This is a genomic window from Arachnia sp. (genome assembly GCF_057238465.1).
In genome coordinates, this window is the sequence record NZ_DBHHFZ010000007.1 from 81,889 (window position 1) to 101,536 (window position 19,648).

Below are 19,648 nucleotides of genomic sequence, written 5' to 3' on the forward strand. Positions count from 1 at the left end.
GGATGAACCTATCCGCGATGGGCGACAAATCCACCCGCGATCATCGTCGATTCGGTGTCAGAGGGGAAAAGTCTCACCTCGGCCCGGTGGCCCGGTGGCGCCAGTTTCTTGTCACAGGTGATGAGGGGGACACCGAGCGCCTCGGCCAAGGCGAGGTAGCTGGCGTCATAGGCGGTGAACTGGTAGCGGAGCTGCCAGATGCGTTCGGCGAGCAGCGCCGTGCTGTGGCGCTGAATGTTCAGCTGGAAGTACTCTTGCAGGGCCCGGTCAGCGGTCTCCGGGGCGAGTTTTCCCGCCAACGTCAGGCCGCGCAGTACCGACAGGACCTCAAGGTCCAGCACGTGTGGGGCTGCGATGTCGCCAGTCAGTTCATCGAGCAGCGCCGGGTCGGTGTCACCCCCTACCAGAACTTCTATCATGGCGGAGGCATCGACGACGATCACCGGCGATTCGCCGCGATCTCGGCCAGGATCTCCTCGCGGCCGGGCCCGGATGTGCGATCCATGGCGCGGAGCCGGTCGATGATCTCCGCATTCGTGGGTCGCGACGCGATCTGCTTGAGTTCGGCGGCGACATAGGCCGACAAGGACTGCCCCCGCGCAGCGGCACGCTGCTTGAGCGTCTCGGCCACATCGTCGGGCACGTCGCGAATGTACAGGGTGGTCATGAAACTATGCTAGCAGTATGCAAGCACGGCTTCATGGGGAGGTGCTCGGTATCGAACCTGTGCGCGGGGCGGTCGCGGGATTGCGTGTTCAGAATTGTGCGCCTTCCTTCGGACCTGTTCTTCCGTGGGTCACGAAGTTCACGGCCCCGGCGACATCTGCGATGAACTTCTCGTCCGGAGGCGGAATCTCCTCCAGGACTGTCCGCATCTCCTGTCCGGTGTGGTGAACCATCGGGGTGGCTTCGACGATCCGCCTCGCGACTGTCACCGCCTTGCTGTTGCCCTTCCGGGCGGCCAGTGCCGCGACGTTCGGCAGGTCGACGGTGACTCCCGCGGCCCGCACATCCGGGAGGTGGTGCAGCACCGCCTCCAGCAGGCCGAGCGCGGAGGCGGGGACCTGTTTCATTCCCGCCAGTTCCTCGCACACCTCCACCAGCAGCGGCCACACGAGGGCCAGGCCACCCGTGTCCGCGACGTGGTTGAGGGTTTTAACCAGCCGGTGGGGCGGGGTTTTCAAGCGAGTCCGCCATGGGTTGCGCCAGGCCGCGGCGAGGTCGCTGGGCAGCAGGCGGCCGTCGTTCCAGGCGTCGATCAGCAAAACGGCGGCCTCGTCCCAGGATTCGGGAGGCAGCTGCGCGCACACCCCGACGACCGCCAGCGACGGCACCGATCCGAACGACCGGGCCGCTCCGACGAACCCCTGCAACACCCGCAGGGCCTGCCACCCTTGGCTTCCCTTGGCGCCGGTCAACACCTGCAGGGCCTGCAACGCAGGGACGGCCGGGAACATGGGGAACAGCTGGAGGGCGAACGGGTGCTCCGCGCTGCTCCAGTGAGTGGCCGGTTCCGTGGGCTGGTCGGTCGGCGGCAGCCCCAGCAACTCGAAGGCGAGCGGTTCTCCGCCGCAGATCCGGGCCTCAAGGAACGAGGACCCGTTCTCGGCCGGGGCGAGTTCGGTGGGTGGTGCCGGGTGGTCGCGCCATGCGGCGAGCACCTCGGCCAACGAAACCCCGACCTCCCCGATGGGCTGGTCGAGGTCCGTGAGGTCCTCGGGGATGGTGCCGTCGAGCCGGGTCAGGGCGGCCGCGATATCCACGGCGCCCAGCTCCAGGCCCGCGTCGCGGTACCGGCGGGCGCGGTCGGTGAAAACCTCCCAGGAGATGCGCAACGCGCTGTGGCTAGGGGTCGCGAGCAGGCACGGCAGTTCGCCGAGACGCTCCAGCGCGGCCGAGACCCGGGCGGTCGCCAGCCGCGACAAGCGGGATTCACGCGCCAGCTGCCACGACTTGTTCACCGGGCGTCCCAGGAACCGGGCCAGCGCCTCCCGCAGCGGCGTGTTGGTGTCAAACCTGCCCAGGTTCTCGAAGGCCGTCGTCACGACCTCGCGACCCCTGGCGTGCGCCGTCGCGACGAAACACGCCAGGATGTGCTCATCATCCTGGTAGGACCTCAGGACCTTGGTCAGCAGGTCGGCGAAGGCGAGGTCGTCGAGCACCAGGGCCTGATCGGTGAACTCCGGGAGCGGGTCGGGATCCGGGCCGGAGGGGTTGTGCCACAGACCGGAGACCTCGGCCTCGGGCTTCGACTCGCCCCAGCCGTCGAGCAGCGAAAGGGCCAGCCCGGCCGCGACGGAATCCTGCCCGGATGTGATGAAACGAACCGTCTCCAGCAGCTCCGGTGTTGGGGATCCCACCCGCGACAACGCCCGCAGCACGTCGCGGTGGGGTTGTTTCTCCTGCCGGGGCAGCACCGCGACGGCGATCTCCGCCAGTTCGCCGGGTGTGGTCCCGGGCTGGATCACCGCATCCAGGACGCGGGCCAGGACGTTGGGTTGGACGGAGGGGAGGGCGGCGATCAGGCGGGCGCGTTCCTCCCAGAGCTGCGGGGCCAGGCCCAGCCCGACGAGCCAGTCCAGGGCGCCGCGCTGCGCGTTGCGGTTGTCGCCGCGCTCAAGGATCTGGATCAACGCCCTGCTCACCGTCGCGTCGTCGAACTCGCCGAGGTCGCGGAGCTGCGCGACGCGGGCGCGGACGTCGCCGGCCCTGGCCTCATCGGCCCAGAAGTCGGTTTGGAACCGGAACGCGTTCTGGGCGGTGCAGGCGATCAGGAACTGTTCCGTCCACCGCACCCCGGGGCGGGGCAGGAAGCAGCGCTTCAACCAGTCCTCCAGGTAGCCGGCGTCGGTGGGAAGGGGCAGTTCGTGGGCGGTGACGAGCGGGTCGACCAGCGCAACGGCAACCCGGGCGATGGGCCGTCGTTTCATCACGGCGGTGACGAACCGGCCGGTCCAGTCGCGGCCGCGCGCCAGGAACCGGGTCAAGACGTGGTCGTGGGCCGCCTCGTCGCGGGCCAGGAGGGTCATCGACCACGGGGTGAAAGTCGCGAGGGTCTGCGTGACGGAGCAGTCGAGGGTGGCCGCGAGCAGCGAGAAGCGTTCGCACGTCTGCGGGGTGCGCAGCCTCTGGCGCAGCTCGGGCAGGGCCTTCCCGAAAGCCCGGCGCGTGGAGGTACGGTCGGCCTCGGGAAGGGCGGTGAGCCGCGCGAGAAGATCGGAGATCGAATCCGGCTCCATGATCAGCTCTGTGAACTTGTCAGCATCCCAGGTCATGGGGTGAACCTATCGGTGGTGGGTGACAATGCGACCATCCTCACGCCCGGGCGCGCACCCGGGTGGGCTGCCGCTGCTGCAGTCGGAGTGCTTCGCGCACCTCGGCGTGAATGGTGGTGGAGGTCTCAACCGCTGTTTTGACGGAGACGACGAGCCCGTAACGAATGCGCTCATTCTCCTTGAGACGCCGGGCGTCATCCATGCCCCGACAACAACTTGCATTTCACCTGAGGTTTTGTTCGATACCTTGAATTATCTCAAACCGGGTAAGCCGTTTTGCATCCCCTTGGGCTAAAGCATCAGCTGGGGAAGGTCGAAACCCCCCCTATGTAGTAAGCCTCGTTGTCCGTCGAGCTGAAGTGTGGTGGCGCGAGAGCGAGATTGGCGGGCATCAGAGAATACGCACCTTCTGCCTGCCCCTCGGTCCTCCGCTGGGCAGTTCAATGAGTTCGTCACGCTTGAGACGGTCTAGCACCGATTTCGTTGAGGCTGTCACGGGAACATCGAATTCATGGCTGGTCTCGCCGTTGAAGCCGCCGTACTCGCCACCGAGTGAGCCAAGGATGTACTTGATTTCTTCTCCACTCATCTCATCTTCCGGGGTGGCCAGTTGCCAGAGGATTTGCTCTGGTACTGCCGAATAGGATGCAACCATCCGTACGCAGGCAGGTTTCAAGCGGATCTGCTTGGCGTGGGCGAAGGCTGCGGCAGCGGAAAGGACAGCGCTCTCTGTATCGGCGTCGGCGGCATAGGATTCAAGATCCTGAATCACACGTACTTTGAGCGAATCGGGAACCTGTGGATCGGCGAGAAGCTCATGCACATGCCCTGCAATGAAGGATGGCGTGAGGAAACTTTCCGCTGAGGTTGAGACCTTGAAGGCGGCGGATACCGACGCCCATCCGCCTGTGAGGAAGTGGGTGAAGGTGTCAGCGGTATCCGGAAGGAGCCCAGATTCGAGAGCGTGAGCCAGAAGATCATCCCCGGATGGTTGAATCTCCGTCACGGACGAGGAATCCAATGGTCGTTGCGGATTCAGCTGAAGCGCAAGCTGAACACGATCCTCAGCCTTCAAGCTGCTGGACGCGTTTAGGATCGTGACTGTCAGGTCGTGGAGGGAAACAGCGGAGGCTTCATCAATGCCCGAGATTTCGATAGGTTTGCCTGACTCTCCGACCAGAATCTTTGCCAAGGGGTCGTCTACGCCAAATTCTTTTGAGTAGGAATCGAGGTTTGTCACGTTTGGAACAAACCTTTGTGATTCCGCGATTGACGTCCACGTGGTTTGAGGCGCGGCGGAAAGATCGGGGAGTGAAGCCTTGGGACTAGCCAAGGTCAGTAAGGATTGAATTTGTGATTTGTTCCACTCGCTGGACTGCTCGGAAATAATGCTTGCCAAGGTTGAAGCGCTGTCCACGGCCCAGTCCATGGAACGGTCACCCGTTACGGCATCGAGGTAGGTGTCGATGTCATTTCGGCATCGCAGCCAGACATCCTCATCCTTGAGGATGCGATCCAGCGTTGGTGGAGCCGTCTCCTCGAGATGAAGCGCGGTCCGCAGGTTGGAAAGGGCGAGGGTGTACGCGCCCTCCTTCACCAGCGCGGTTCGAATGCCGTCGGACAAGGGGGAGAGCGAAGGGACAGTCAGATCCGAGCGCTGAGCGAATGACCAAACCACAGCCACCCTGGCCGCATCATGCTCCTGGGTGAACGCCGTCAGGCTTGCGTGCCGGTCGACGATCAGGGCACGTGCTTCTTCGCTCAGCGTGTAACGCTCCGTGTCGTGCGCTGCCAGTAACGCCGCATCGAGAAGCTCCGTCCTCATGCCCTCATCGCTGACCGCTCCGGGAAGCGCCAAGTGATCGAACACTCCGGACCAAGGATACCGAGCCAAGGCAGCGATTAGCTTGACTTTGAGGGAGCTTGAGTCATTGAAGTACGCCTCCAAGAAGGCGCGGATGTCTTCACTTTGATTGGTTGCGATGAAGGCCACGACTTCCTCGGCTCGCGCTGGCAGACGATCGAGCAGGTGGTCAATGATCTGAATGTTGAGGACACTACGGGAACTGGTGAAGTCAGTCGGCGCTTGTTCAATAATGTTGAGCACCGCATTATTGGTTGTGAATTGGGCGTAGATGTCCATCTCGTTCGGCCAAACACTGTTACGAAAAAAGTTCGCCACATCAACGCCGAGGAAACTGCCATAGAAGGCTGCTGAGTACTCCGCGTAGTATCGATCCACGAATCCGCGTCGCACGAGGTCACGTGCCAACTCGGATTTCAGAATCCTAGCTAGATGACCCTCGAAAGGCTTATTATTGACCCGATAACGCGATTCATTGACCAGATCCTGGAAATTCGCACCGCGAAGCCAAGTCACTTCTTTGTCGATGATTGAGCGCTGCTCGGAAAGCTCTTCCGCGGCCTGATCAGACCACCGGTAAGGTTCGGCGCATTCGGAGAAGAGAACCGACAAGTCGGCGAAGGAGAGCTGAATGTAGTAGCCTGAATAGGTATGCAGGTCAACCGACGCATTCTGATTTTTGGCCACAGTCTTCCAAAAGAAAACTTCTTGGACTGATTCGGGGCCGAATGACTGGTTCCCGACCGTGATAGAGCTGATGGATTTTCCAGTAGCTTTGAGCAGTGTTTGCAGGCGATTACCAAGAGCGTGGGCGAGCTTCTCCTGTTGGTTCAGATGCCTTTCGTTGAGTGCCGCATCGCTTCGCTTCTGCTGGAGTTTCGCGATCTCGTCGCGGATCAGGCGTCGACGTACTCTTTCGAGAGCATCCAGGTCGCTGGCTCGGCGAGGTAGTTTTTCGAAATCGGTCAGGTGGAAGTTCTTGTACACGACAATGGCGAACAGATTGTCCGCGGTCATGCCGGGTGCGCGATCCTGGGCCGGGATCCACAGGAGCCGCTCGGCGAAGACAGCGAACTCATTGCAGATGTTGATCATGAGGCGCATGTCCGTGACATGCCGGGCAACAAGATCGAGCAAGCCCCGACTGATCCTCGTCTCCTCCGGCATGTTCAACTCCGCCACAGCAGCACTCAGCAAGTCCCGTGCATTGTTGTGGGACAAGAACGGAACGACGGGGATGACGATCTCAAAGAACTTCGTCCGATTCGCGCGCTCCACCTCTGCCTCGACAGCATCACGTTGAGACAAAGAGTTCGACTCGGTGACTCCCTTTTTGCTCTCCTCCTGAACGGGATCCCCAGGTGGCTCCTCGAAACGCGTCTCACTGCCGAGCTTCTCGAAGAGACTGTCCTTGATGGCGTAGACGAACCGTAAAGGGTGTTCCTTGTCCTTCCAGGCGGCAGATGCGTTGATCAGGGTATTTAGTTCACGCAGCGAATCGAAGATCCGTGGGTCATCAAACCTATCCAGATCCTCGAAAACAACTACGTCAGGTTGCGTGGCTTCAAAGAAGGCCACGAGTTCATCAAGGTATTCGTCGAAATACGAATCAGGTGGGTCCGCAAACGAGATCGATGCACCTCCGGTCGAGAACTGCGACACCAAGCGGTTGCCGACGAGCCGCCGGGCAGCCCAGAAGGCAGCCGCCACCAGCACCATGAACGCGACCATAGGGAACACCGGGTGGATATCCCCGAGGACATCCGGGTTTGGTCGCACCCCGAAGAACCACAGCAAGCCGCAAACGATAACGCTCGACACGCCGGCGTCCAAAAGCGACCTATACCGGCTCGGTTTCTTGCTACGAGCAAACCGAGATCGTTTGACCTCACCAGGAGCAGCTCGATAGACGAGTTGCTTGACCAACTCTTTCTGAATGCGGTTCGTAAGGTCTTTATCGCCATCGGGTCCAAGCGTGTTGATGCTGATCCGGAGCGTCTTCTGTCCTTTGTTTGACTGCCGCTCCAAGAACTCGTCGAGGATGCTTGATTTGCCTGTCCCATATCGACCAGTGAGTGCGATGTTCTTGTTTTTGGGGTCCTCAACAGCAGACTCCAGATGGCGGACGTACGACTCATGCTGGCTCTGCTCGTACCGCGGTGCCAGAGACCGAAGTTTCACATCAGGAGTGGCCTTTGTGCCGAACGGGTCCGAGGCTGTGGAGTGCAGGCCAGAGGTGGGAGCATCCGCAACCTCGTCTGGCTGTCCGATCTGAAGCATGGGATCAGTATCTCGGAGAATCGTGAGCGAAGCAGGCTCGGCGTCCCCACACCGGTAGCGTCCCAAGGTCCCTCGACATGTCAAGGTGTGCATGCTCACCTACCAACTCCGATCCGATCGCCACAGCGGCCAAACCGGTTTCTCGGATGTGGTCCTCGGGTCCCCTGTGAGGAGCCAACCGGTGAAAGTCGTCATCGGGGTTGGTTTCCTCGCCAGTCCATTCTGAGAGGAACTCGAATCCTTCAACCCGTTTGGCGTCGAAGGCTGACTTCAGATCACGGAATCGCGGGCCGGGCCTCTGAGCCTGTCGTTGTGCCCCAGACCCTACACGGCTCTGCGACGAACACCCATCGCGAACTTCTCGAGCTCGGCGAAACTTGCCCCGATGAGTTTCTCGGCGAAGGTGCGTGGGGAGAAACCAAGGTCACCGCCGAACCGGGAGGCCAGTTTCTTCAGGAACCTTGAAACCCGACGATCCGCTTCGCGACCGTCACCGCCTTGCTGTTGCCTTTCCGGGCGGCCAGTGACGTGACGTTCGGCAGGTCGACGGCGACCCCCGCCGCCTGCACCTCCGGGAGGTAACGCAGCACCGCCTCCAGTGCCGTTCCTGTCGCTGCCGTGGTTTTCCGCTGCCCCGCGAGTTCCTCCGCGATTGCCGCCAGCAACGGCCAGGCCAGGGCCAGACCGCCGGCGTCGGCGACGGTGCACAGGATCGTCACCGTTTTCGCGGGCGAATGGGGCCAGGTTTCGCGTCGCGTCCACGACGTGTCGTTGAGGTCGTCCCACCAGGGGCTCCGCCAGGCGTCGACGAGGTCGCCGGGGCGCAGGCGGCCCTCGTCCCAGGCGGTCAGGAGGGCCTCGGCGACGCGGTCACGGTCCTTCAGTGCCGCCCCCGAGATCACGGCTAGGGTGACGAACGACAACACCGGCCCGAACCGCTCCGCCACCCTCGCGATCGGGAGGAAACCGTCAACCGCTTTGGTGGGAGAGTAATTCCCGAGGTCCTGCAGGACCAGCGCCGCGGGGCGGGTCGGGTGCTCCGGGAGCAGCGTCAGGGTGGCCTCGGAATCCGAGATGTAGATGGTTGAGCCGCGGGGCCGGACGCGAACCTCGGTGCCGTCGTCCCCCATCGACTCGATGCGGATCACCGCGTTGGGGTCCGGTTCCGGCCAGGCCTCGGGCAGGTCCCGCACCACCTCCCAGTCGAAGCTGCGATCCGGGTGGAATTGGTCCGCCCAGGCGTTGCGCAGACCGAGCGGTTCGAAAGTGCAGGGCACATCGCCGTCGGCGATCAGCCTCCAGACGGGACGGTTCAGGTGCGGACGATCGCCCTCGGATGGCAGGCTGAGCCGGAGCGCGCCGGGACGGGGTTCGGCGTCGCGCCACAGGGTGAGCACCTCGGACAGGCGGACCTCGACGCCGCGGATGGGCAGATCGAAGTCGGAGACATCCCGCGGGGCGCAGGTGCGGTCAAGACGGGCCAGGGCCACGGCGACATCGGTGGGAACCAACTCCACCCCGGCCTCCCGGAACCTGCCCACCCGCTTCCGGAAGACCTCCCAGGCGATGCGGAACCCCTCGTGGGTGGGGGTGGACAACAGGCAGGGCAGTTCACCAAGCAGGCCGAGGACGTCGCGGGCCCGCTGCGCCGTGAGGAAGGACAGGGGACCTCCCCGCGATGCGGCGGGCCGGACGCCCCGGCCCGGGACAATGGTACCGTCACCCAGGCACACGACCAGCCGGGTCAGGAAACCACACCAGTCATCCGGCGACACGTTCCGCCTGATCAGCCGGACCAGATACTCGGGATCACCTGCGTGGGCGGTGGCGACGAGGGTCGCGAGGAGACGCTCGTAACGGAAGGCGCTCAACCACCAGCGGGTGTCGATGTCGGTGAGCAGCGCCAGCAGGGCGGGTTCGTCGAGGACCAGGGCGTCGTCGGCGAATTCGGGGAGAGGCTCCGGTTCCGGCAGCGACGGCTCCAGCCACAACCCGAGCGGCTCCTCCTCGGGCGGGGCGGCGTTCCAGTGGTTCAGGAGTTCCCGGGCCAGCTCGGCGGTGGTGGCATCCGCGTCGACGACCAGCGCCTCGACGGTCCCGACGAGATCCTGCGACGGCGTCCCCAACCCGCGGAGGGCTTTCAGGACGTCGCGTTTGACGCCCTTCTCCTTGCGGACCAGGACGTCAAGGGCCAGGGCGGTCAGGTCGTCGTCGCCGAGCCCCTCGGCCAGCAGACACCCGGTGAAGAGTTTCACTACGGTTTTGTCGGCGTTCGGCAGGCCCGCCAACAGGCGGGTCCGCTCCGCGGCGAGCAGGCCCTCCAGGTCCAGCGCCCGCAGCCAGTGCACGACGGCCTGCTGGGCGGTGGGGCGGTCGCCGCGTTCGACGACCCGGAGCAGCGCGTCCAGCAGGGCGGGGTCGTTCGTGGGTTCCCGTTCCCGCAGGGCCTTCGCCTTCTCGCGGATGCCGGACTCGTCCCTGCCGAGGCCGGGAAAGGTGAGGGCGTTCGGGGATTCGCAGGCCTGCAGGAAGTGTTCCTGCCAGCGCCTGCCGGGGGTGGGATCGGAGTTGTTGCTGGACCAGCCCGTCCAGTAGTTGGTGTGGTCCGCCCCTGGCAGCGGCAGGTCCAGGGCGACGCACAAGGGGCTGACGAAATGGCTGATCCGCCAGAGTTGGTTGCGTTTCCTCAGCAGGGCCGCCACGAGCTTCTCCACCCAGCTGGCGCCCCGACCGGCGAGCAGGGCAACCGCCTCGTCGATGGTGTCTTCGTCCTCCAAGGATGTGACCGTCGAGAAACCGAACGCCGCGGCGGTCTGGGCGGGGGTGCTGCCCAGCGCGGCGGTGATCAGCATCAGGCGTGCATCGGGGATCTGCCATTTGTCGAGCAACGCTGTCTTGATGGCGTGACGGCCCTTCTTCAACACCCGCGACCTCGCCGCCCGCTCCTCGGGGTCCATTGATTCCAGCTGCTCGGTGAGGTGCCCAAGGCTGGTGGCCTCCTTGGTCATCCGGACGAGGTCGGTCTCCTCCGGGGTGAGGTCCCGGTCTGTCATGGTGGGCTCCTGTCCTCTGGGCGGCGGGTTTCGTGGGTCCGATTCCACTCCATGATTCCAGCAGTGGAGCGGCCGGGAGGGCAGCGGGCAACACCGCCGACCGCCGATCCGTGGTATCTGTTGGATCCTGCTGAACCATCCGGGAGGTCTGGTGAGAATCTGGTCGTTGCATCCGGAATACCTCGACAGGCAGGGGCTGGTCGCCTGCTGGCGGGAGTCGTTGCTGGCGCAGAAGGTCCTGGCCGGGAAAACCGTCGGTTACACCCGGCATCCACAACTCACCAGGTTCCGCGCCCTCGACGACCCGCTGGCCGGGATCGGTTTCTACCTGCAGGGACTCGCGGACGAGGCGGGACGCCGGGGATACCGATTCGACGTCACCCGGATCGTGAGATCCGATCGCGCGCTCACGCTCACCGTCACTCGTGGGCAGCTCGACGTCGAGGCCTCCCATCTGCTCGCCAAACTGAAGGAGCGTTCACCCGAGCGGGTCGCAGGATTCCCCAAGCCCGCGGATCTGCTTCCGCATCCGCTGTTCACCGTCGTCCCGGGGCCGGTTGCCGACTGGGAACGCGCCCGGTCACAGCCTTGATGCGATCAGTTTCGCCACCTTCACGGCCTTGGTGGGGGAATTCCGGTTCGCCAGCGCCGTGACGTTCGGCAGGTCGACGGGGACGTCCGCGGCCCGCACCTCGGGAAGGTAGTGCAGCAGCGACTCCAGCACGGTGGAGGCCGGGGCCGGGATCCTCTCCTGACCCGCTATCTCCTCCGCCATGGCGGTCAGCAGCGGCCACGTCAGGGCCAGGCCGCCCGCATCGGCGATGCGTCTCAGGGTTTCGGTGACCCGGGGCGCCGAGAACTCCCGGATCCCGCGCCACGGGCTGCGCCAGGCCGAGACGAGATCGTCGGCGGTGAGGCGTTCCTCGTCCCAGGCCGTGAGGATCAGGGCCGCGGCGCGGTCGCGATCCTTTGTCGTCGTGTCCGAGGCCAGCGCCAAGGAGGCGAAGGAGGCCACCGGCCCGAACCGGGGGACGGTGGTTGCGATCCGCTCGAAGATGCTCAGGGCGAATGTTTTCGAGGCGTAAATAACCAGGCCCGCGGGGCGTGTCGGGTGTTCGGGCAGCGTCACGAACACCCAAGGGTCCTCCTGGTAGGCATATATCAGCTGATAGGGGAGGCTCCAATGGCTGCGGATGCCCAACAGCTCGTGGGTCGTGGGTTCGTCCCCGTCGACCTCCAGCAGCCTGGATGGGGGAATGTGGTTCTGCTCGCCCTGTGTGGCCAGGCTGCGCAGCTCGCCGGGCCGCGCCGGGTGGTCGCGCCAGTGGGCGATCACCGTCGCAAGGTCGGCCGTCACGCCGTGGATGGGCTGCTCGAACGCCGACAGGTCCTTGGGTGCCTTCGCACGGTCCAACCGGGCCAATGCCACCGCGACATCCGTCGGGAGCACCGCCAGGTCCGCTTCCCGGTAGCGACGTGCCCGCCTGGCGAACACCGTCCAGGCCACCTGGAAGCCGGTGTGGGTGGGGGTGGACAGCAGGCAGGGCAACTCACCGAGTCGCGCGAGGGCGTCGATGGCGCGCTGCACGGGCAGGAAGGTCAGGGGCCGCAAATCCATCATCAGCGGTTGTTTCAGCTCGCCGTCGCCCCGTTTGCCCAGTTTCTCCAGGAGCTGGGTCAGGGCAGAGCTGTGCGGGTTGGTGTATCTGATGCCGGTGCGGATGGCGTGTCTGACCCGGATCGGGCCGCGCGCGTGTGCCGTCGCGACCAGCGCCGCCAGGGCGTGTTCCTGAAGGTCGGGGTTGCTTCTCCGGTCGGCGTCCACCTTCGCGATCAGAGCCGCCAGAGTGGGATCGTCGAGGATCAGGGCGGTGTCGGTGTGGTTGCGCAACGGCTGTGGACAGCGGCCCGCCGGGGCGCGCCACAGACCGAGTGTTTCCGCTTCCTGTTCCCGGGGGCGGGGGGCGCCGGGAACAGGATTGCCGCCGGGAGATGGTTGTGGCTGCCCGGTGGTCCCGGCGTTCCAGTGATCCAGGAGGTTTCTCGCCAGGGCGGCGTTGGTGGTGTCCTGATCCGCCGCGATCGACTGGACGGTGTCAAGGAGGTCTTGTGAGGGTGTGGTGAGCCGGGTGGCCGCCTTCACCACGATGCGTGTCAGGATCTTTTCGCTGCGGGGCAGGATGGCCAGGGCCAGGTCGGTGAGGTCGGCGTCGGTGAGATCGGCGGCGAGCAGTTGCTTGATGGCCAGTTTCGCGAAGGCACCGCCGGCGTTGGGCAGGGCGGCGATCACGCGGGTTCGTTCGGCTGGGAGCAGGGGGATCAGCCCGAGCCCTTCCAACCACAGCATCGCGACCCGTTGGCCGCCGATGCGGTCGCCGCGGTCGAAGATCTGGAGCAGGGCACGCAGCAGGGCCGGGTCGTCGGTGGGTTCGGCAGCGCGCAGGTGCCGGGCGCGACGGACCACCTGATCCAGGTAGGTGGTCTTGTCGCCGTGGGGCACCACGAAAGCGTTGGGCGCGGCGCAGGCGGCGATGAAACGCTTCTCCCAGCGGCAGTGATGGGCGGGTGCCGAGCGGGTCCGCATCCAGCCCAGCCAGTAGCGGGGATCATCGGGGAGGGGCAGTTCGAAGGTGTCGATGAGCGGATCGAGCAGCGGGGGAACATGCTCGGTCAGGCTGAGTTTCTTCAGGGTGGCCGAGACGAACTCCCGCACCCAGTCCTCGCCGCGGGCCGTGAGTCTTTCCACCACGCAGGTCCGCGCCGGTGTGTCCCGCACCAGCATCTTCACGGACCACTCGCCCAAGGTGGCGGCCACCTGCGCGGGCGTGGTGTCCAGGAAGGCGGCGAGCAGGATGTAGCGGTACTCGAAGTTGAAGGTCGCCTTGCCGCGTAGCACGGGCAACGACTCCTTGGCGAGCGCACGCTGTTCCGGCGAGAGCCGTTCCAGTTCGCCCAGCAGATCCTTGGTGGTTCGGCTCCGGTTGATGAGGCGGTGAAGCACCAATTCGTCCGGGGTGAGAGACCTGTCTGCCATGTTCCTGTTTCCTGTCGTTTCAGTCGGACTTGGAGGGCGTCCTGCTCAGTTCGGCGGCCAGGATGTGTTTGCACACCCCTCGTGATCCCGTGTGGCCACGCCACCAGGGACAGGTGCAGCTCGGCGGGTCGGTGCGGACGATGTACTCGTCGTGGTCGCCCCGCACCCGGAACGCCCCGGGGTGTTCGTCGAACGGCCGCACCGCGCCGGTGGCGGCGAGGCGTTTCGCGTGCCTCAGGCGCGGGTTGTCCTTGATCACCCGGTCGGCGTCGCTGGGCAGCTCCCGGTGGAAATAGGCCTGTTCGTAAAGGTCGAAACCCACCCTGCCGTCGCCTGCCAGCACCGCCAGGCCCTGACCTGTGCGTTCCTCGTTCAATCCGGTCTCCGCGACCAGCGAGGCGATCTCGATGCGGGGCTCGAAGGCCAGACAGGCCGAGATCAAAGCGGAATCATCGACGGCGGTGGGTGCGGCCAGTTTCGTCAGCAACGCGCCCTCGCCCGAGAAACCCCGGTAGTGCTCGGCGGTGAGGGTGAACGTCAGCCGCCCGTGGGGCAGCGAGAACTCCCACACCGACGCCGCCTTGGGTGCCTGCGGCAGGCCGTAGACCCGCATCCCCGTGATCTGCGGACCGAGGCGGCGGGCCGCCCGCAACCGGTTCAGGCCCTCCGCGTACACGGTGCCCTTGCCGGGGCGCAGCGCCGGTCTCACCCCCATCCGCGAGACGCTCCAGTGCCCCCGGCGGCCCGTCCCCGACGGCAGCGCGGCCAGGAACTGCCGGGTCTGCACGGCCGGCGCCTCGCCGATCAGTTCCAGTTCCCGGGTCAGCTCCTGCGACGACCCGAGCGCCTTCAACCAGCGATCCGGTAACTCCACCTTCCTTTCCACGTGTGTGGCATCGAGGGTGGAGACGCGCAGCTCGTCGTTTCCGACGGCCAGGTGCATCAGCTCCGACGGCGAGACCTGCCCGAGGGTTTCCCGCAACGGCTGGTTGATGTCGACATTGGTGGTGCCGTGGCGGATCTCACCCCCGTCGAAGGCGGCCGCCAGGAGATCCAACCGCACCCCGACGGTGTTGCACGCCGAGAACGCCTCGAATCGCATGCGGTCACCGTTGGCGGTGCAGATCGGGTCCCGCATGCCGGAGGGGGTCGGCTGGAAGTACCGGGTCTGGGCCACGTCGGCCAGCACGAGCAGACCGCGGGCCAGTACGAGCGGCTGGGCGGCGAATCCCGAGAAGAACTCGGGCGCCTCGGTGAACCCCTCGGGCGTGAGGGCGGGGGCCAGTTCCAGGGTCAGGCCGGTGCTGTCCAGAGCTGAGGCCGAGGTGAACGATCTCATGGTGGAACCGTACCGGGCGAAGCCGACAAAAACCGCCGGACCGGGTGGGTGTGCGCCTGCCCGGATCGTTTGCCGGGGGAGCCCGGGGGTGTCACAATGAGCCGTTGCGGCCGGGAGCGTGGAGAGGAAGGCTCATGGATCATGAGACCGCGCTGCGTGGAGTGCTGGATGCAATCCCGCTGCTGGCCTCGAAACGGTCCGAGAAAAAGGTGATCGCCGCGCTGTGGGAAATGGGATACGACCGCGCGGCGGCGGAACAACTCACCCTCCTGGTGCCATCCGCGCTGGCCTGGCCGCTTTGCAGGCGGGCCGGGCTCAAGAACTTCCCCGACCACTTCGTCGTCTCCGACGATCATGGCCGCGAGATCCGGGTTCCCGTAGCCGACCTGCACTATTTCACCGCCGCGCTGAGGCTGGGGATCGACACCTTCGAGAACGGGTGGTTTGAGGAGGTGCCCCGCCGGGTCTACGAGCAGGTGGTCAGGCGGAGCGCGGAACTGGATGCGGTGGGCAAAACCCTCGAACAGGGGGGCGACCTGTCGGGGAGCACGATGCAGGCGCTGATGATCTACGTCAAGGACGCCGAGGCCTTCGTCAGGGCCGATTCGGTCGGTTGAGCTCCCGCTTGGCCAGATCGGGAAGCCAGCGGCCGTTCTCGACGGCCTCCAGGGCCCTTTCCAGTGCCCGGCGGTCCCCGTCGGCCAGGTGCGCGGTCAGGTCCTCGTCCAGTTCGCGAACCACGAAGAGGGCCTCCGACAGCAGTTTCCTGCCGGTTTCGGTGAGCGAGATCTCCTGCACCCGGCGGTCGCCGGGGCGGCGAATCCGCGTGACGGCCTTCAAACCTTCCAACTGGTCCACGAGGGTGACCACGAGGCTGGGCGCCACCCGCATTCCCGAAGCGATTTCCCGCTGCGAGGTGTTCGCCCCCGAGTCGACGCAGGCCAGCAGGCCCACCTGCTTGGGAGTGAGCCCGAGGGGCTCCAGGCGCTGCCGGGCGAGCTCGGTGACCTGAACGCCCAGGATGCCGAGCCTCACGAAAGTGGAATTCAGGACCTTGTCTCCGTCGCCCATGGACAGTAGCGTATCCAAACGAGAACATTTAGTTCTGCATAATAATTATGAAAACGTTATGCCTTGGTGGATTGCCCTGCTGAACACGGTGGTCGTCCTTCTGTCCGCGGTTTTCGCGGCGGCCCTGGGCGTGGCGGGGTGAGGCCGGGGTCTTCTCAGGTGGCCTCGGCCAGTTCGTCGCGGACCGTCATGAGGGCGAAACCCAGCAGGTTCAGTCCGCGCCACGAGTGCGGATCGGCGATGCGGTCGTCGTCGGCGGCCAGTCCGGCCCCCCAGATGCGGTCGACGGGGCTCGCCTCCACCAGCACCCGTTTCCCCGTGTCGAGCAGGAACTCCCGCAGGTCGGGGTGCTGGGAGAATTTGGCCCGGTTGCCCTCCACCACGAGATCGAAACGGCGCTCGTCCCAGCGGTCCTGGTCGAAACCCCGGACCTCGCGGCCCAGCCGTTTCGCGCAGTCCGGGTGGGAGGCCGCGACGATGCGATCCGTGGCTTCGTCGTCGCCGAAGAGCCGCGCCTTGCCCGCCATCATCCAGTGCTCGGCGGTGGCGTAGCGCACCCCGTCGACCTCGAAAGGTGAGGCCCACCACTGGCTGAGGCAGCTTCCCGAGAGGGTGCCGTTCGCGGTGGGCCGGTGTCCCCAGAAGTACAGGTATTTCATCTTCTGCTTCCTGGCCGTGCGGGCCAGCAACCAGTCCAGGTCGTACATGACCCCTCCAGTGACTGCATTTTGCGGGATGACAGGCCCCGATTCTAGTGGCTTCGCAGCGATTGCCGGTTTTTGTCGGCGGCGTGTGAAAAGCTTGTTCCGTGACGATCCTGGAGCTCGCTTTCCCCCACATGGATCCCGTGGCGATCACCATCGGGCCCGTGCGGATCCACTGGTACGCCATCATGTACCTGCTGGCCTTCGCCATGGCCTACGGGTTGATGCGGCTGCGGCTTCGGCACCAACCCTTCGCGTCGATCACGAAACCGTCCGCGTGGGTTCCCGCCGATGTTGAGGACCTGCTGCTCTACGGCATCGCCGGCGTGATCCTGGGAGGGCGGCTCGGGTATGTGTTGTTCTACCAGCTCGGCTACTACGTGACCCATCCGCTGGACGTCTTCAAGGTCTGGGACGGCGGAATGAGTTTCCACGGCGGTGCCATCGGCGTGATCCTGGGAATGGTCTTCTTCGCCCGGCGGCGGTCCCGGCCGTTCCTGCAGGTCGCCGACTTCCTCGTCCCCTCCGTTCCCATCGGGCTCGCGGCCGGGCGGATCGGGAACTTCATCAACGGGGAGCTGTGGGGCCGCGCGGCCCCCGCGGATCTGCCCTGGGCGATGCGTTTCCCCACCGGCGGCAACGTGTTGCGCCACCCGTCGCAGCTCTACCAGGCCCTCCTCGAAGGGTTGCTGCTGTTCGTGCTGCTGTGGCTCTACGCCCGTAAACCGCGGCTCCGCGGCCAGGTGGCCGCCGGTTTCCTGATCGGCTACGGCCTGTTCCGGTTCATCGCCGAGTACTGGCGCGAACCCGACTCCCAGCTCGGGTTCCTGTCGCTCGGGTTGTCGATGGGGCAGTGGCTGTCGGTGCCGATGATCCTCGCAGGCGTCGCGCTGTGGCTGTGGGCCGGAAGGCGTGGCATCTCCGATGTGCAGGAGCCCGCCGACGACCCGGAGGAGGAAACCGCCGACGAGAATCCCGAGGAGAACGCGAGCGAGGACGGCGAGAAGGAATCCACCGGGACTGTGGAAGAGTCCCCGCAAACTGTGGACGAGGTGGGGGAAAGTCCCGTCGAGAAGGACGAAACTCCAAGCCAGAGCTGAAATCCCCAACCACAGGCGGGTTTTCCACAAGGTTGTGAACACTGTGGAAATCATCCTTGAAGCCGGTTGCCTCGGGCTGTGATGGGGGAGTTGCATGTGTCGAAGCCATCCGGTGGTCGGGCAACCGGCTTGAGCGCAGGTTCTTGGATACGCGCGCGATGGTTTCGGTTCAGTCGGTTTTGGTTTCGATCACCAGGGCGCCCGGGCCAGTGACGGCGTGGCCCTCCGGGACGGGGCCGTGTTCGCCCCACGCCGCCAGGACCTCACCCTCGACGGGGATCTCCACCAGCCGGTCCCGGGCCCGGGTGGCGGCCACCACGGTGGCGCCCCGCCGCATCAGGACCGTGTCCTCGTCCAACACCTCCACCGACACCTCCGCCAGCGACCCCGAGGCCAGCTCCGGGCGGTCGTGCCGCAGCCGCAGCAGCTCCTGATACCAGGCCAGCATCCGGGCGTGGTCGGGTTCGGTGACCTCGTCCCACCGCAGCGTCGCCGACTCGCGGGTCGCGGGTGACTGCGGGTCCGGGATCTCCGCGTCCCAGCCCATGCGTTCGAACTCGCGGGCGCGTCCCTCGGTCACCAGCGGACCCAGTTCCGGGCCGAGGTGGCTGAAGAACGGGAACGGCGTGGAGGCGGCCCACTCCTCGCCCATGAAGAGCAGCGGCGTGAACGGCGACAGCAGGTACAGCGCCGCGGCAGCGGCCTGGCATCCGGGCAGGGTCGAGTGCGAGATCCGGTCGCCGACGGCCCGGTTGCCCACCTGGTCGTGGTTCTGCAACGAGACCACGAACGAGTGCCCGTCGTACAGCCCGGAGGCGGGATCGACGGGCGCCCCCCAGTCCTGGCCGCGGAACGTCGAGAACCCGCCCTCGTGAATGAACACCCTCGTGAGGGCCTGTTGCAGCACCTCGGCGGTGCCGAAATCGACGTAGTAGCCGTCGCGTTCCCCCGTGAAGAAGGAGTGCAGCGCATGGTGGACGTCGTCGGCCCACTGCCCATCCATGCCCAACGCCCCCGGCACCGAACCCATCGGCGAGACCGTGGCGGGTTGGTTGCGATCCGACTCCGCGAACAGCGTGAACTCGCGTCCCGTTTCCCGTTCCCAGGCGCGCACCTCGCCGCTCAGCTCGGCCAGGTAGTGGCGCGGGGAGTCGTCCTGGAATTCGTGGACAGCGTCAAGGCGCAGCCCGTCCACCTGGTACTTCACCAACCACTGCCGGCACGCACCCAGCAGGAAGTCGCGCACCTCGCTGCTGCCCGGCTGGTCCAGGTTGATGGCATCCCCCCACGGGGTGTGGTGGGCACTGGTGAAATACGGTCCGAACTGCGCCAGGTAGTTGCCCTCCGGGCCCTGATGGTTGTGTACGACGTCCAGGACCACGCCGAGCCCGCGCGCGTGGCAGGCGTCGATGAAGGCGACGAAACCCTCCGGCCCCCCGTAGGCCGCGTGCACCGCGTACTGGCCGACGCCGTCGTAGCCCCAACCCTGCTCGCCGGGGAAATCGGCGACGGGCATCACCTCCACGGTCTGCACCCCGAGATCCACCAGGTGATCGAGACGCGCGATGGCCGCCTCGAAGGTGCCCTCCGGGGTGAATGTTCCGATGTGCAGCTCGTAGCCGACGGTGCCCCGCAGGTCCGCGCTGAAGGTGGCGGGACGGTCGAACAATGCCGGATCGACGATGCGACTCGGCCCGTGCGGACCGTCGGGTTGGCTGAGGCTCCGGGGGTCGGGGAGCAGCATCCCGCCGTCGATCCGGAACTGGTACAGCGTTCCGGGCGGCAGCGGTTCCGACCACCACCAGCCGCCATCGCCGCGCGCCATGATCGTCTCGGTGCCATCGACGACGACCTCCACCATGCCGGCGTCGGGGGCCCACACCTCGGGGCGGGTGATGTCTCGCATGAATGCTCCTCGGATCAGGACT

Annotated in this window: 14 protein-coding genes; 3 read left to right on the forward strand and 11 right to left on the reverse strand. The window is 65.6% G+C overall.

Annotation, left to right across the window (positions count from 1 at the left end; translation table 11 throughout):
* Positions 1-8: 8 nt before the first annotated feature.
* The 6 genes from ACO6D6_RS08810 to ACO6D6_RS08835 form a co-directional block, all read right to left on the reverse strand.
* On the reverse strand, positions 9-443 hold the full coding sequence (locus ACO6D6_RS08810; RefSeq protein WP_484784888.1) for a type II toxin-antitoxin system VapC family toxin: 435 nt from the start codon (positions 441-443) through the stop codon (positions 9-11).
* A complete protein-coding gene (locus tag ACO6D6_RS08815; RefSeq protein ID WP_126375892.1) occupies positions 440-667 on the reverse strand; it encodes a FitA-like ribbon-helix-helix domain-containing protein in 228 nt (75 codons plus the stop codon). Before ACO6D6_RS08815 ends, ACO6D6_RS08810 begins: the two co-directional genes overlap by 4 nt.
* Positions 668-755: 88 nt before the next feature.
* Positions 756-3,275, reverse strand: a complete 2,520-nt coding sequence (locus tag ACO6D6_RS08820; protein ID WP_484784889.1) for a hypothetical protein — start codon at positions 3,273-3,275, stop codon at positions 756-758.
* Positions 3,276-3,315: 40 nt separating this feature from the next.
* The gene (locus ACO6D6_RS08825; protein WP_484784890.1) at positions 3,316-3,477 is read right to left on the reverse strand and encodes a hypothetical protein; all 162 of its coding nucleotides are present in this window, start codon (positions 3,475-3,477) and stop codon (positions 3,316-3,318) included.
* A 189-nt stretch (positions 3,478-3,666) separates the two neighbouring features.
* Complete coding sequence (locus ACO6D6_RS08830) at positions 3,667-7,419, reverse strand: YobI family P-loop NTPase (protein ID WP_484784891.1); 3,753 nt, start codon at positions 7,417-7,419, stop codon at positions 3,667-3,669.
* Between the two features lie 452 nt (positions 7,420-7,871).
* Complete coding sequence (locus ACO6D6_RS08835) at positions 7,872-10,472, reverse strand: DUF7824 domain-containing protein (RefSeq protein WP_484784892.1); 2,601 nt, start codon at positions 10,470-10,472, stop codon at positions 7,872-7,874.
* Positions 10,473-10,623: 151 nt separating this feature from the next.
* Here ACO6D6_RS08835 and ACO6D6_RS08840 point away from each other — a divergent pair, with 151 nt between their 5' ends.
* Positions 10,624-11,064: a pyrimidine dimer DNA glycosylase/endonuclease V gene (locus ACO6D6_RS08840; protein WP_484784893.1), complete on the forward strand. Its 441-nt coding sequence runs from the start codon at positions 10,624-10,626 to the stop codon at positions 11,062-11,064.
* Here the strand turns inward: ACO6D6_RS08840 and ACO6D6_RS08845 are convergent.
* Positions 11,053-13,506 (reverse strand): DUF7824 domain-containing protein, encoded by a 2,454-nt coding sequence (locus tag ACO6D6_RS08845; RefSeq protein WP_484784894.1) that lies wholly within the window; start codon positions 13,504-13,506, stop codon positions 11,053-11,055. The two genes, ACO6D6_RS08840 and ACO6D6_RS08845, sit on opposite strands and share 12 nt — an antisense overlap.
* A gap of 19 nt (positions 13,507-13,525) precedes the next feature.
* Complete coding sequence (locus ACO6D6_RS08850) at positions 13,526-14,845, reverse strand: SWIM zinc finger family protein (RefSeq protein ID WP_484784895.1); 1,320 nt, start codon at positions 14,843-14,845, stop codon at positions 13,526-13,528.
* Between the two features lie 134 nt (positions 14,846-14,979).
* Here ACO6D6_RS08850 and ACO6D6_RS08855 point away from each other — a divergent pair, with 134 nt between their 5' ends.
* Positions 14,980-15,462, forward strand: coding sequence for a hypothetical protein (locus ACO6D6_RS08855; protein ID WP_484784896.1), 483 nt, complete (start codon positions 14,980-14,982; stop codon positions 15,460-15,462).
* Here the strand turns inward: ACO6D6_RS08855 and ACO6D6_RS08860 are convergent.
* Both ACO6D6_RS08860 and ybiA read right to left on the reverse strand, forming a co-directional pair.
* A complete protein-coding gene (locus ACO6D6_RS08860) occupies positions 15,440-15,916 on the reverse strand; it encodes a MarR family winged helix-turn-helix transcriptional regulator (protein ID WP_484784897.1) in 477 nt (158 codons plus the stop codon). The genes ACO6D6_RS08855 and ACO6D6_RS08860 overlap by 23 nt on opposite strands.
* A gap of 155 nt (positions 15,917-16,071) precedes the next feature.
* Entirely contained in the window at positions 16,072-16,623 is a 552-nt protein-coding gene (gene ybiA / locus ACO6D6_RS08865) for a riboflavin biosynthesis intermediates N-glycosidase (protein ID WP_484784898.1), read from the reverse strand.
* Positions 16,624-16,724: 101 nt separating this feature from the next.
* Between ybiA and lgt the strand changes: the two genes are divergently transcribed.
* The gene (lgt, locus tag ACO6D6_RS08870; RefSeq protein ID WP_484784899.1) at positions 16,725-17,720 is read left to right on the forward strand and encodes a prolipoprotein diacylglyceryl transferase; all 996 of its coding nucleotides are present in this window, start codon (positions 16,725-16,727) and stop codon (positions 17,718-17,720) included.
* Positions 17,721-17,889: 169 nt separating this feature from the next.
* Here the strand turns inward: lgt and treZ are convergent, their stop codons facing one another.
* Positions 17,890-19,626, reverse strand: a complete 1,737-nt coding sequence (gene treZ / locus ACO6D6_RS08875) for a malto-oligosyltrehalose trehalohydrolase (RefSeq protein WP_484784900.1) — start codon at positions 19,624-19,626, stop codon at positions 17,890-17,892.
* Positions 19,627-19,648 lie beyond the last annotated feature (22 nt).

Excerpts from the sequence above, each read along its gene's own strand:
- ACO6D6_RS08815 (WP_126375892.1), bottom strand. The coding sequence starts at position 667 with ATGACCACCCTGTACATTCGCGACGTGCCCGACGATGTGGCCGAGACG.
- ACO6D6_RS08820 (WP_484784889.1), bottom strand. The coding sequence starts at position 3,275 with ATGACCTGGGATGCTGACAAGTTCACAGAGCTGATCATGGAGCCGGAT.
- ACO6D6_RS08825 (WP_484784890.1), bottom strand. The coding sequence starts at position 3,477 with ATGGATGACGCCCGGCGTCTCAAGGAGAATGAGCGCATTCGTTACGGG.
- ACO6D6_RS08830 (WP_484784891.1), bottom strand. The coding sequence starts at position 7,419 with ATGCTTCAGATCGGACAGCCAGACGAGGTTGCGGATGCTCCCACCTCT.
- ACO6D6_RS08835 (WP_484784892.1), bottom strand. The coding sequence starts at position 10,472 with ATGACAGACCGGGACCTCACCCCGGAGGAGACCGACCTCGTCCGGATG.
- ACO6D6_RS08845 (WP_484784894.1), bottom strand. The coding sequence starts at position 13,506 with ATGGCAGACAGGTCTCTCACCCCGGACGAATTGGTGCTTCACCGCCTC.
- ACO6D6_RS08850 (WP_484784895.1), bottom strand. The coding sequence starts at position 14,845 with ATGAGATCGTTCACCTCGGCCTCAGCTCTGGACAGCACCGGCCTGACC.
- ACO6D6_RS08855 (WP_484784896.1), top strand. The coding sequence starts at position 14,980 with ATGGATCATGAGACCGCGCTGCGTGGAGTGCTGGATGCAATCCCGCTG.
- ACO6D6_RS08860 (WP_484784897.1), bottom strand. The coding sequence starts at position 15,916 with ATGGGCGACGGAGACAAGGTCCTGAATTCCACTTTCGTGAGGCTCGGC.
- ybiA (WP_484784898.1), bottom strand. The coding sequence starts at position 16,623 with ATGTACGACCTGGACTGGTTGCTGGCCCGCACGGCCAGGAAGCAGAAG.
- treZ (WP_484784900.1), bottom strand. The coding sequence starts at position 19,626 with ATGCGAGACATCACCCGCCCCGAGGTGTGGGCCCCCGACGCCGGCATG.